Annotated in this window: 10 protein-coding genes; 5 read left to right on the top strand and 5 right to left on the bottom strand. The window is 43.3% G+C overall.

Annotated features, from left to right (window positions below; translation table 11 throughout):
• Positions 1–13 precede the first annotated feature (13 nt).
• A complete protein-coding gene (locus I6N90_RS17920; RefSeq protein ID WP_197936984.1) occupies positions 14–1,018 on the bottom strand; it encodes a Bug family tripartite tricarboxylate transporter substrate binding protein in 1,005 nt (334 codons plus the stop codon).
• 245 nt (positions 1,019–1,263) lie between these two features.
• Here I6N90_RS17920 and I6N90_RS17925 point away from each other — a divergent pair, with 245 nt between their 5' ends.
• Positions 1,264–2,874: an ATP-binding protein gene (locus I6N90_RS17925; protein WP_197936985.1), complete on the top strand. Its 1,611-nt coding sequence runs from the start codon at positions 1,264–1,266 to the stop codon at positions 2,872–2,874.
• Positions 2,852–3,544, top strand: a complete 693-nt coding sequence (locus I6N90_RS17930) for a response regulator (RefSeq protein ID WP_197936986.1) — start codon at positions 2,852–2,854, stop codon at positions 3,542–3,544. The genes I6N90_RS17925 and I6N90_RS17930 overlap by 23 nt, the downstream gene beginning before the upstream one ends.
• 852 nt (positions 3,545–4,396) lie before the next feature.
• On the opposite strand, the gene pepT is transcribed toward I6N90_RS17930, so the two are convergent.
• Positions 4,397–5,629: a peptidase T gene (gene pepT, locus I6N90_RS17935; RefSeq protein ID WP_197937205.1), complete on the bottom strand. Its 1,233-nt coding sequence runs from the start codon at positions 5,627–5,629 to the stop codon at positions 4,397–4,399.
• A gap of 99 nt (positions 5,630–5,728) precedes the next feature.
• On the opposite strand from pepT, the gene I6N90_RS17940 reads away from it, so the two are divergent.
• Positions 5,729–6,646 (top strand): phosphotransferase family protein, encoded by a 918-nt coding sequence (locus I6N90_RS17940; RefSeq protein WP_197936987.1) that lies wholly within the window; start codon positions 5,729–5,731, stop codon positions 6,644–6,646.
• Between the two features lie 86 nt (positions 6,647–6,732).
• Here I6N90_RS17940 and I6N90_RS17945 read toward each other — a convergent pair whose 3' ends face one another.
• The 3 genes from I6N90_RS17945 to I6N90_RS17955 are packed head-to-tail and all read right to left on the bottom strand — an operon-like array spanning position 6,733 to position 9,379.
• Positions 6,733–7,755 (bottom strand): ABC transporter ATP-binding protein, encoded by a 1,023-nt coding sequence (locus I6N90_RS17945; protein ID WP_197936988.1) that lies wholly within the window; start codon positions 7,753–7,755, stop codon positions 6,733–6,735.
• A gap of 14 nt (positions 7,756–7,769) precedes the next feature.
• Positions 7,770–8,573 carry an ABC transporter permease gene (locus tag I6N90_RS17950; protein WP_197936989.1) on the bottom strand — a complete coding sequence of 268 codons (804 nt, stop codon included), beginning with the start codon at positions 8,571–8,573 and terminating at the stop codon, positions 7,770–7,772.
• A gap of 2 nt (positions 8,574–8,575) precedes the next feature.
• The gene (locus I6N90_RS17955; RefSeq protein WP_197936990.1) at positions 8,576–9,379 is read right to left on the bottom strand and encodes an ABC transporter permease; all 804 of its coding nucleotides are present in this window, start codon (positions 9,377–9,379) and stop codon (positions 8,576–8,578) included.
• 117 nt (positions 9,380–9,496) lie between these two features.
• Here I6N90_RS17955 and I6N90_RS17960 point away from each other — a divergent pair, with 117 nt between their 5' ends.
• Together I6N90_RS17960 and I6N90_RS17965 are read left to right on the top strand one after the other, a co-directional pair.
• A complete protein-coding gene (locus I6N90_RS17960) occupies positions 9,497–10,390 on the top strand; it encodes a LysR family transcriptional regulator (protein WP_197936991.1) in 894 nt (297 codons plus the stop codon).
• 5 nt (positions 10,391–10,395) lie between these two features.
• The gene (locus I6N90_RS17965; RefSeq protein WP_197936992.1) at positions 10,396–13,539 is read left to right on the top strand and encodes a hybrid sensor histidine kinase/response regulator; all 3,144 of its coding nucleotides are present in this window, start codon (positions 10,396–10,398) and stop codon (positions 13,537–13,539) included.
• The last annotated feature ends 37 nt before the right edge of the window (positions 13,540–13,576 follow it).

The raw sequence follows: 13,576 nt of genomic DNA on the forward strand, positions 1-13,576 counted from the left end.
GTATTATCATTTTTTACTTTTGCATGCCTAGTGCTGTAAGCAATTCTTGAACCGTTTTTTCTTGCTCAGCTAGGTAAGCTGTAAAGTCAGCTGAATTTTTGTACTCACTTGCCCAGTCATTTGCTTTAAGTTCTGCTGCCCAAGCATCATTTTCGGAAAGAGACTTCAGAGCCTTATCCCAGTAAGCAAGTTCATCTTTTGACATTTCTTTTGGTCCAAATACTCCGCGCCAGATTAGGAATTCAGCATCCAAACCTAGTTCTTTCAACGTAGGAACATCTGCGAAATCTCCACCTAGACGTTCAGGGGATGTAACTGCAAGAATTTTGATCTTGCCAGCTTTCAAGTAGCTTCCAAGAGAGGAAACGTCAGTTCCAATTGCATCAGCATTGTTACCAAGCAGGGCCGCAATTGCTTCGCCGCCGCCATCATAGGACAAGTACTTAACTACTTTAGGATCAATGCCATGTTTGAATGCTGGCAATACGCTGATTAAGTGATCCATAGAACCAGGAGCAGAACCGCCAGCTAGTGTAATAGATGTAGGATCAGCTTTTAATGCATCGAGAAGTGATTTCAAATCAGTAAATTTGGAATCAGCTGAAACTGCAATTGCACCGAAGTCTTTTGTCATTTGTGCAAGAGGAGTTACATCCTTGTAACCGTAAGGGCTGTTTCCTTCTGCTTTTAGATTATTGATCAAGATTGGAGGTGAGCTAACGAACAGTTTGTATGGGTCTTTGCTGTCTTTTGCTACGTATTCTGCTAGGAATACGGTACCGCCGCCGCCTGGTTTGTTTTCTACTGTGATCGTTTGATCAACAAGCTTCGTTTCAGTTAATACTTTTGATAGGGATCTTGCAGTTTTGTCCCATCCACCGCCAGCGCCTGAAGGTGCTGTTACGATAAATGGCTTGTTAGGGTAACTTCCGCCGCCACCTGATGAACTACACGCGGTTAAGCTTACAACTAGAACAACCGCAGCAGCTATCATTTTGAAACCGTTCATCTTTTTCATAGATAAATGCCCCCTTTGGAGTCAATACTGTGTCGCTATTGAAAGCGCTTACGTATCGATTACATTTATACTATCACTGGTAAAAATTATTGAAAAGAATACCCGCATAAGTTGAAAATTAATCATTTTGCTAATTTTGTTCATAATATTTACGGAAATATTTTGTCGAATGACTTTGTTCGGAGTAGCATGTAGAATACAATAAGGGAAGTTGAGCTTTGCATATTGAATACGGAGGCCAATGAATGCGGTTACAAACCAGATTAATTCTATTAATTGGAAGTCTGCTTTTTGTGGTTATAATCGCTCTAACTTTTAGCTTTGAACGGTTGCTAGTAAATACGCTCGAGAAGAACATTGGCACTTCAGCGCTGAAGTTAGCGAAGACGGTTGCTTTAATGGATGTGATCCGAGACGCATTTGAGGATAAAGATCCATCGATTACGATTCAACCTATCGTTGAGAAGATTCGTATGGAGACGGATGCAGAATATATCGTTATTGGTAATAAGGATGGTATCCGTTATGCACATCCACTGTCAGATCGAATTGGTCAGAAGATGGTCGGTGGTGACAACGGGCCGGTGCTCAAAGGAATGTCGATCATTTCCGAGGCAGTTGGTTCAATGGGACCTTCTCTGCGGGGGAAGACGCCCATCTATAATGATAAAAATGAAATTATCGGTATTGTTTCTGTCGGTATACTAAAAGAAGATATTGAAGCATCAGCTTACAAATATCGAAACAGGGTCATTTTATTTGCGGGAATCGCATTGTTAATGGGCTCCTTGGGCGCGATTTGGATATCAAGCAGAGTAAAACGATCCATTCATGGTCTAGAACCGAAAGAGATCGGATTATTGTATCAAGAGAAAAAAGCGATATTGGAAACGATCCATGAAGGCATTATTGCGATTAACTTGGATGGAATCGTTACACAAGCGAATCATACGGCAAAAAAATTAATTGATCCTATGGAGAGTGTGGAAGTTACAGGACAGCATATTAGAGATGTTGTTCCAGATTCGAGGTTGCTCGAGGTTATCCAGACCGGCAGAGCTGAAAAGGATCAGGAGATGATGATTAACGAAAGTGTCGTTGTCGTAAACCGTCTTCCCATTTATGATCATCAGCATCGTGTAGTTGGAGCTGTGTCCAGCTTCCGTAACAAGTCGGAACTGCTTCGACTGACGGAGGAGCTGACACAGGTTAAGCGATATACAGAAGCACTGCGAGCTCAGACACATGAATATTCGAATAAGTTATATACCATATATGGGCTCATTCAGCTTGAATCTTATCAGGAGGCAATGGATCTCATAACGCATGAATCGAATGTGCATCAGAATCTGATTCATTTCCTAATGAGCGAAATTCCGGACCCAATTGTGGGGGGCATACTGATCGGTAAATTTAATCGTGCCAATGAGCTTAAGGTACGGCTTGATATTGATGAAAGCAGTACGTTTAAGGAATTACCAAGTATGATTAGTAGAAATCATCTTGTTACAATTATAGGTAATTTAATTGATAATGCGTTAGATGCTTCTCTTGCTGGAAGCTCCAAAGACAAGTGGGTAAAAACGTTGTTCAGTGATAAAGGAGATACACTCCTTATCGAAGTGGCCGATAGTGGTGAAGGGATTTCCGATGAAGTAGCTAGTAATGTGTTCGAACTAGGGTTTTCCACGAAAAAAGAGAGTAATAGAGGTTTCGGACTAGCGATTGTCAGCGGAGCTGTGCAACAACTTGGGGGAACGATCCGCTTTAGAAATGCCAAGCGCGGAGGCGCCATATTTACGGTTGTCATTCCAAAGGTAAGGGGAGATTACCATGATACGAGTCGTCATCATTGAAGATGATATACGTATTGCAGAGATAAATCGTCGGTTTGTTGAAAAGGTTGAAAGCTTTGAAGTTGTAGGTATTGCAACAGACAAACAGCAGGCGTACGAGCATTTGGAAATACTCGTTCCAGATTTGGTGCTTCTGGATATATTTTTCCCTGATATGAACGGTCTCGATTTACTCCAGCACATTCAGCGGAACTATCCGCGTACAGAAGTAATGATCATAACTGCTGCGAAGGAATTTGAAACGGTCCGAGAGGCCATTCGTGGCGGTGTCTATGATTTTATGATTAAACCAGTTGTATTTGATAGATTCCAAGAGAAGCTTAAAACCTATCAAAAATACCACGAGCAGATGACTCTGCTCGGAGGTGCTAACAAACATGTAGATCAACAAGGTATTGATCAGCTGCTTTGGGGCGCTGGTGAGCGAGCGGACAAAGAGGCGTATTTACCTAAAGGTATCGATAAAATAACGAGCGAAAAAATTCTCACTTATATAGAGGGAAAAGGAGAAGTTTGGACGGCAGAGGAGCTTGGCAGGAAAGGCGGCTTCAGCCGGACAACCGCTCGCAGATACTTGGAGTATTTCGTGGACAAAGGTGTGCTTATAGCTGATATTTCGTACGGTACAGTAGGTAGACCAGAGCGCGTTTACCGTAGAAATGAAGAGTAACAGTGTGGGCGTCTTCTCCAAAGTAGTTTATTCTGCTTTGGAGAGGACGCCTTAGTTAGTTTAACCCGAGAAAATCAGGTTAGAGGTGCATGAGCGAGCGAGTAGTGAGGCTTAACCCTGGAAAATCAGGTTAGCGGTGCAAAAGTGATCGAGTAGTGAGGTTTAACCCGATATAATCGGGTTAGCGGTGCATAAGTGATCGAGTAGCGAGGTTTAACCCGATATAATCGGGTTAGCGATGTAAGAGTGATCGAGTAGTGAGGTTTAACCCGATATAATCGGGTTAGCGATGCAAGAGTGAGCGAGCAGAGAGGATTAACCCGATATAATCGGGTTAGCGGTGTAAGAGTGAGCGAGTAGTGAGGTTTAACCCGATATAATCGGGTTAGCGGTATATGAGTGAGCGAGTAGTGAGGTTTAACCCGATATAATCGGGTTAGCGGTATATGAGTGAGCGAGTAGTGAGGTTTAACCCGATTATATCGGGTTAATGGTGTATGAGTGAGCCAGTAGCGAGGTTTAACCCGGGAAAATCGGGTTAGCGGTGCGCTTTAAAGCGACGGAATCACAATTGCACGTTGTATGAAAGATGCATAAGTGAAAAAGGAGCTATCCCATATAGATCGCTCTACTTGGAGACAGCTCCTTGTGCGTTGTAATTTCTTTAGCGCTCTTGCCTTAGCTTTCTTGCCTTAGCGCTCTTGCCTTAGCTTTCTTGCCTTAGCGCTCTTGCCTTAGCTTTCTTGCCTTAGCGCTCTTGCCTTAGCTTTCTTGCCTTAGCGCTCTTGCCTTAGCTTTCTTGCCTTAGCGCTCTTGCCTTAGCGCTCTTACCCTAGCTTTCATACATCAGCTTTACGCTTTCTCCTCATACAGCTTAACGATCTCAACAATCGTGTTAACGGCTAGTTCCATATGGTCAACCGATACGTATTCGTAGCGGCCATGATAGTTCATTCCACCAGTGAAAATATTCGGTGTTGGAAGCCCTTTGTAAGAAAGCTGTGAGCCGTCCGTACCGCCACGGATAGGTTGTACAATTGGCGTGATGCCTAAGTTCACCATAGCTTGATGTGCAATGTCCACAATTTCGATAACTGGCTCAATACGCTCACGCATATTGAAATATTGATCCTTCATCTCAAGCTCGATGCGGTTTTCTCCGTATTTCGTCTTAAGGTCAGCTACAATTCCGCTCATTTCTGCTTTTCTCTCTTCAAAGCGAGTACGGTCGAAGTCACGGATGATATACTTCAGCACTGCTTGTTCAACATCACCTTCTATTGAAGATAGATGATAGAAGCCTTCATAACCTTCCGTATGCTCGGGTGCTTCATCTACTGGAAGTTTGCCGTTTAGCTCCATAGCGATTTTAGTAGCGTTCACCATCTTGCCCTTAGCTGTACCTGGATGAACGTTAACACCTTTAACAGTAATGACTGCACCAGCAGCATTAAAGCTTTCGTATTGTAGTTCGCCAAGCGGACCGCCATCCATTGTATATGCATATTTAGCGCCGAAAGCTTCCACATCAAATCGATGCGCGCCTCTGCCAATTTCTTCATCAGGAGTGAAGGCTACTCTAATTGTTCCATGCTTAATTTCGGGATTAGCGATCAAATAAACCATGGCCGTCATAATTTCTGTTAAGCCAGCTTTATCATCTGCACCGAGTAGAGTAGTACCATCAGTCGTAACAAGTGTATGACCCTTATAGCCAGTTAGCTCTGGGAAGTCACGTGGTGACAATACGATCTGTTGCTCTTTGTTCAAAATGATGTCTTGTCCATCGTAATCTTCAACAATTTGCGGATTAATATTCGTTCCAGTAAAATCAGTAGCTGTGTCCAAATGTGCGAGAAACCCGATAGTCGGAACATCCTTGTCCGTATTGGAAGGTAGTGTAGCCATAACATAACCGTTTTCATCAACGGTAACGTCGCTCATGCCGATAGCTTTTAGCTCATCAACAAGCAAAAGACCAAAAGTTAGCTGGCCCGGTGTAGAGGGGCAGTTAACACTGCTTTCGTCTGATTGTGTATCAACCTTTACATATGTAGTGAATCGATTTATAAGCTCTTGTTTCATTGACATGAATGATTCAGCTCCTGTTCTTTTCATACTGAAAATTATAATACAAACGGGCAAATAATAGAAATGTATGTTGTGAAGGGGAGAGATAGGGCTATGCAGGAAGAAGATTTAATAGCTTATGAAAAGATCGTAACTAAGATAGACCCACGTGGTAACTTACTCCGATTCTGGCATATGAGCGGAGGTGTGTCTGCGCAAGTGACAGCGATTGAGATGACAACTTCGGAGAATCAACGACGTAAACTAATTGTGCGTAGGCATGGTGAAGTAGATCGCAAGAGAGACCCTCATATAGCAAACAATGAATATCAGTTGCTTAGACTACTGAGTGCGCAAGGAATTGCGCTAGCTGAGCCTTATTTTGTAGATGATTCTGGAGAAATATTCACTGACCCCTACATCGTAATGGCTTTTGTCGATGGCGAAACGGACTTCAATCCTCAGCAGGTTAACGATTATATGGAGCAACTAGCAACGGGATTAGCGAGTATTCATAATACTCGTTGCTCAAGGGAAGAGGTAGCTTTTCTTTATTGCCACCAATCGGCGATAACGGACAAGCTGAATACGCCATCTGTAATTCTTGATGAATCTTTAGACGAAGGCATCATACGAGATACATTAAAGTCGGTCTGGCCGCTACCAAAAACAAATAAAGAATCAATCCTACATGGTGACTTTTGGCCAGGCAACATCCTATGGCGAAATGGTCAACTAGTCGCGGTCATTGACTGGGAAGATGCAGCATGGGGAGATCCACTCTCTGATGTCGGGAATGCTAGATTGGAAGTGCTTTGGACGTTCGGAGAAGAGGCGATGACGGCATTTACAGAAACCTATGCTCGAATGATGCCTGCAATTGACATGAAGCAACTACCTTATTGGGATTTGTGTGCGGCGCTTCGACCGGCCTCACAGTTGTCTAATTGGGGATTAGACGAAGAAACGGAAACAAAAATGAGGGAGAGACATCGTTGGTTCGTGCAAGAGGCACGAACAAGATCTCTTTAGTATGGATTAAAATAATTCGTACATCGAACAGTGCCATCATAAAGCAATTCACCCCCTATTTATCTAATAGGGGGGAACCGTTTTCTCTACCCCAACACACGCTCACGCTTATTATTTTCATAAATCATCCCGATCGTTTTCTCTAATTCAGGTTCTTTCAGACGCAGGTCACGTATGTCATGTTTCCGAGTGATAAGGCTTATCGCTTCACCTACAGCAATCTCGGCTCTATGAAACTTAAAAGTGACTGTCGTATCGGTTTGCCCAGTAACTTGAATGCGACTATCATCAAGGTTAAAACTCTCCAAATCAAAGGCCCCCTGCACCACTTCTCCCTGTGCAAAATCCACTTCAAGTATCGTCCCACCACTGAACGTATCTCTAAACTCCGGTAGTCCGCCATCATAAATAATACGGCCATCGTCAATCATCATCAGTCGATTACATACCTCTTCAATATCATCCATGTCATGTGTGGTAAGGATAACAGTTGTTTTTTTCTCCTCATTTAATTCGCGCAGAAAACGTCTTATCTTCGTTTTTGCAATAACATCTAAACCAATCGTAGGTTCGTCCAAATACAAAATCTTTGGATCGTGCAGCAGTGCAGCAGCGAGGTTTGCGCGCATCTTCTGCCCTAAGCTGAGTTGTCTGACAGGAGTACGGTAGAAGCTCTGCATCTCAAGCAATTCCACAAAAAACGCCGTGTTTCTGCGGAAGTCGTGCGCTGGAATGCGGTACATACGTTGAAAGAGCTGGAAAGTATCCTCCATCGGCAAGTCCCAATAAAGCTGCGACCTTTGCCCGAATACGACACCGATATGCATCGCATTCGTCTTGCGGTCATTGCTCGGTGTAATCCCATTCACAAGGATGGAGCCAGCCGTAGGTGTTAACACGCCAGACAACATCTTCACTGTTGTCGATTTACCAGCACCATTTGGCCCAATGAAGCCTACTAATTCGCCTTCGCGGACATGAAAATTCAAATCAGACACAGCTTTTTTCCAATAATGGGTTCTTGAAAATAAAGACTTAACGGAATCTAGCCAGCCATTGTTGCTGTGATACATTTTGTAGTCTTTTGAAACGCCGTTCACTTCAATCATCGCTGCAAACCCTCCTATGATCCTGTACTGTGATAGTGTTTGATACCAAATTTCCATAACAGACATGCCCCAGTGAACATAATTCCGCCAACTACAATCGTCAAATATTGGAAGGAGGGATGGAACAAGAGAAAGTCACTTTTGTTCAGGAAATATTGTGCTGGGTAAAAGTTAATGAACGCATAAGGAACGATTAGCGTTAGCATAACTTGAATGGAAGCAGGATAGATGGAGATTGGGTAACGGATGAAACTTTTAAAATCGTTCATAAACAAATTGATTAAGCTGTTGTTGCGAACCATCCAGAAAGACGGCACCGCAGTATAGATAAAAGCCGAAGCTTGAATTAAGGTTCCACCAATTAGCACGACAGCGAGCAATAAATAATCCCATACACTAAGAGCAAGCTGTAGTTTATACATGCAGACACCCATAAACAATAGCCCAAACGTAACATTTGAAAAATAAGAAGCGGTAAACTCTCTGCTCATTAAATACAGCATCGGATTAAGCGGCTTTGTTAACAGTTCATCGAACTCGCCGGATTGAATTTTGGCAGGAAGCTTCGTGAACGGGTGGAAACAGAAAAAGGCAGCGAGCGAATAAGACGTCAAATTTAAAGAGTACAAAAACATAACTTCGTATTGGCCCCATCCAGCTATCGATTTGAATTGATAGAGCAGTACCCAAAGCAGAGCAAACTCTGTACTCCAAAGTACCCCACGAGAGAGGAAAGTTAGCAGGAAAGCGGCTCGATATTCTGTTTTTGCCTTAATATTAATTCGAATAAACCGCCAGTAAAGGGGCAGGTGCTCCATAACTAACCTCCTTGTATAAACACTTTATTTTGTGCTCTGTTCCAAACCAATCTCTCGACTAGTAGTAGAACAACAATCCATCCCCATTGCAGAGCGATAATGCCAATTGCGCCTGAAATACTTGTTTTTCCAACGAATATAGCAATGGGCTCGAATGTTACAAGGCGGAATGGAAGATAGGTGCCAATCTGTAAGAGCAACTGTGGATAGAACCATAAAGGAACGAAAGTACCTGCAAATAGTTCGAAAAATGCTCGCATGAACCAGTCGATATAGTAAGAGTTGCCTGTCCAGAAGCTTGTCAGTCCGAGCAAATAGTGGATGTGATAAATAATCATAATGCCACTCGTCACACTAACCAGAAAGAGCAGTATTCTTAAAGGTTCGGTCGGAATCGATGGCATACTCATAAATATAAAGTAGATGATACAAGCAGGCACAGCGCTGAACAGAAAGCGGAACAAATTTTCTCCCCATTGATCCGCAATGATATATGTCTTGAAAGCGATTGGTCTGAGGAGATCGGTGCTAATGTTGCCACTTATGACCTTTTCCCCCATCTTATCTCCGATATTGGAATACGTAAGTGTCCCGACTAAGAGATTAATAAGAACGAACAAAATCATATTGTCATAGGTGATCCCGTTAATTTCGTCCCGACCAGCAAATAACCCCCTCCAAACGCTAATGAGCACAAACAGTTTAAGAAATGAGCCCAGCATAAGAATGAGCGTATTTGCCCGATAAACAAAATGTTGCTGGAACGACTTCGTCATAAACATGACATACAAAGATAATTGCATCATCACGCGAATGTACTCCCTTCTATTTATCTCTCAAATGCTTTTGTCTATGATAGCGCAGCGTTATGATATAGTAATAATTGTTATTTCATATAGCCGCTATATGGGAGGAGTATAACGATGATTAATTTGGAGCTGTATCGTATCTTCTATTTTGCCGCTCAAGCAGGGAGCATCTCCAAAGCCGCTCAGCAATTGCATATCACACAGCCAAGTGCAAGTTTGGCTATTAAGCAATTGGAGGAATCAATGAGCACAGTTCTCTTTAAGCGGACAACACGAGGTGTATCGCTCACGAATGAAGGAGAGACGCTTTTTGCTTATGTAGAGCAAGCCTATGAACTATTAATGTCTGGCGAAAGTAAGATGAGCGATGTCGCGAGTCTAAACGGCGGGGAAGTCAGAATTGCATCTTATACATCGGTCATTCGCAATGTGCTTTTGCCCTATGTGAAATCTTTTCATCAACAATATCCCACTATCAAAATAAATATATTAGACCACTCAACAGCACCCTGCCTCAAGCTATTGAAGGAAGGTAAAATCGACTTCTGTGTCGTGAGGCTTCCTATTCATGATGAAACCTTGCAGTCGACCAAATTGTTGTCGATCCAAGATCGTTTTGTCGTGGGAGAAAAGTACAAGCATCTTGCGGATGGACCTGGTGTTTCACTACGGGAGTTAGCCCATTATCCGCATATCCTTTTCCCTCCTCATATGCCCTCACGTAAAGCGCTGGACCATTTTTTGGCTTCCCATGGGCTAGTTATACAGCCTGCATTCGAAATCGGAACCCTTCAGTTATTGACAGGGTTCGCTGAAGCGGGATTGGGCGTTGCTTATGTTATAAGGGAATTTGTCCAGAGAGAGATTTCAGAAGGGGCATTGTTCGAGGTGAAGGTGAAAGAAGAAATTCCACCGATTGATTTAGGTATTGTGCAAGTGAAGCAGTTGCCTCTATCCGTAGCAGCAGAACAGTTTATTGAATTGATGTTGAAGGTTGGGGAGAAATAAGCAGTATGACAAAAAGAAAAATTACGTTAATTTTCGTTATATTCATGTTCGTTTTGACGGGTATTCGGTTAGTGTGGTTACAACTACAACATTCACCTGCACACGCAAACGCAGTGAATGGTCAATTGGATTTGCGAAGCTGGGATTGGGCGCAGTCTCCAAGGCTGACATTAAACGGAGAATGGGTGTTCCACCCGTATCAGCTTATAGAGCCAAAAGCTAACGTGGCCTTAGAAGCGGGTGACGCTGTGTTCAACAGTAAACTAATAAAGCTCCCATCTGACTGGAAGGGCGAATTGAGCGAGGATAACAACTCGGCATATGGCTATGCTTCTTATCACCTCCGTATTGCAGTCGAGCCGAATAAAGAGCGATTGTACAAAGTCCGAATTCCTGCAATTCCGGCTGCTTCCTCATTATTTATAAACGGTGAGTTGCTCGCTAGGTCAGGCCAGCCTGCGGAGAGTGCTGAGCATTATGAGACGGGCAATGTGCCTTATTCAGCTACATTCTCAAGCAAGGATGGAGTCGTTGATATCGTCATTCATGTTGCTAATTATGATGATCGCATTATGAGTGGAATTATGCAGCCTGTTAAATTGGGTACGAAAGAAGCAATGGATATTTCTTATTTTATTTCCGCAGGGGCACAACTCGCGGTTTGTTTGCTTTTGTTTATGCACTTTATTTACGCGGTTATTCTCTATTTCATTGGCGCTAGACAGAGAGCATTTATCTCCTTTTCTTTAATGATCCTTAGTGCCATCATTACTATTCTTATAGATGACGAACGCATTTTATCCGATTGGTTTTCTGTTAACTACGAATGGACGTGGAAGCTGTATTACCTCTCTTTTTTAGGTGTTGCAGTTTTTGTTCTTCACTATACGATTAATCTACTCGAAAAAGTTGCTTTGCGTCGTTTTGTACGCTGGTATACGGTCATCTGTGCGATCTACGCATTGGTTGTCCTATTGCTGCCAGCTAGAATACTGGGCTATTTTGAATTGTTGCACGCATTGCTCGTCATTTTGCCGTTCTTCATTGTTCCGATCTTGTCGGTACTAGCGATTAGAAAAGGAAATAGCGATATGATCTTTATTTTGCTTGGGGTATCGGCTATAACTGTCAATGTCATATGGGGTGTCATCAAAAATAGTGGTGTCATTGAAAGTGGATATTACCCAATTGATACTACGGCTGCATTCGTGTGTTTTGCATTGTATTGGTTCAAACGTTACTTCCGCTCTTCGGATGTGACCGCCAAACTGACGGAACGGCTTAAGGCAGAAGACAAGCGCAAGGATGAGTTTCTCGTTAATACGTCACATGAGCTCCGCAATCCGCTCCACGGAATGTTAAGTATTGCACAATCTGTTATGGAAAGTGGAACACGTTATGATGAAGAAGGGAACCAGGCTCGAATGAAGCTCCTTGTATTAGTTGGGAAGCGCATGTCGTATATGCTGAACGATCTAATGGATCTCACCAGGTTCAAAGAAAATCGTATTAGACTGCAACAAACTAGTGTACAGCTCCAAACGGTAAGTGCAGGAGTGCTTGATATGTTGCGTTATATGACTGAGGGGAAGCCGATTCGACTAATCAATCATGTTCCCGGAGATTTGCCAGCTATATTTGCGGATGAAAATAGGCTTATTCAAATATTGCTGAATCTCCTTCATAATGCCGTTAAATTTACGCGTGAAGGTGAGATTAGCATACATGCTGCGAGTAGGGACGGCGATATCCATATCTCCATTTCTGATACAGGCATAGGGATGGATGAAGAGACAATTAAAAAAATATTCGAACCTTACGAGCAAGGTGACGTCGAGATGACGGGCAGCGTTACTGGACTCGGGCTTGGTCTTGCGATCAGCAAACAGCTTGTAGACATGCATCAAGGTACACTAATTGTGCAATCTACTATAGGTGTAGGTTCGACGTTTAGCTTCAACCTACCAATAGCAGACCACGTTTCATCGGAGCATGTTGTACGAGCAGACAACGATTCAGTTGTTCCAATTGTACTTTCTGAGTTGCATGAGTCTTTGGGAAGTGTCGCAGCTGGATCGTTATCCTCAGAGTTAAATTCCTTTTCGAGTGAAGGAGAAGGGTTCGAGATAGGGCCATTATCTATGGTCAGCCAAAACCGCCCGCGTATTCTTGCGATAGACGATGATCCTGTTAATTTAACAGTATTGAAGAGTATCCTCAATGAAGTAAAGTATGACATCGTGACCGCTACGAGCGGCGAAGAAGCCATCCCACTTCTTGAGTCTGGAATATGGGATCTCATTATTACAGATGTAATGATGCCTCAGATGTCAGGATACGAAGTAACACATGCTGTAAGGGAACAGTATTCTCGTTCGGAGCTGCCGATTCTGCTTCTGACTGCTAGAAGTCGGATGGAAGATATCGAAGCGGGCTTCCGCTTCGGGGCCAATGATTATATTTCGAAGCCAGTGGATGCAATGGAGCTGCGCTCAAGGGTGCGAGCATTAACGGAGATTACGAAAGCGGCAAGGGAACAAGCAAGAATGGAAGCGGCGTGGCTTCAAGCGCAGATCGAGCCACATTTCTTATTCAATACCCTTGGTGCAATTGCTGCACTTAGTGAGATTGATATCGATCGAATGCGCAATTTGTTAACGGTATTTGGAGATTACCTCCGAGCCAGCTTCGACTTTCATAATGCCGATCAGCTCATACCAATTACTAAGGAGTTAGAACTTGTTCGAGCTTATCTGACGATTGAAAGGGAGCGATTCGAGGAACGGGTTCGGGTCGAATGGGAAGTGGACGAAGATTCACTGCTGCTAATTCCTCCTCTATCGATCCAACCGCTTGTAGAAAATGCAGTCAGACATGGACTGTTGCAACGTTCTAAGGGAGGAACGGTTTGGATTAGCGTCGTACATTTCGGAAACTATGCGAAAATATCTGTACGGGATGATGGGATCGGCATGGACGAGAAGTCGCTTAGCGGGCTGCTTACACATCGCAAATCTAATGGCAGTAAGCGCCGAGGTGTCGGAGTAGCCAACACAGACTATCGTTTGAAGCAACTATTCGGATCGGGTCTTTGTATTGAAAGTACCATTGGCGAAGGAACTACAGTTTCGTTTGTTGTAACGAAGTGAAGCAAGCCTACTTTAATAGGTTGAGGAATAATGGAGT

Source organism: Paenibacillus sp. GSMTC-2017, from assembly GCF_016019935.1.
Classification (GTDB): Bacteria; Bacillota; Bacilli; order Paenibacillales; family Paenibacillaceae; genus Pristimantibacillus.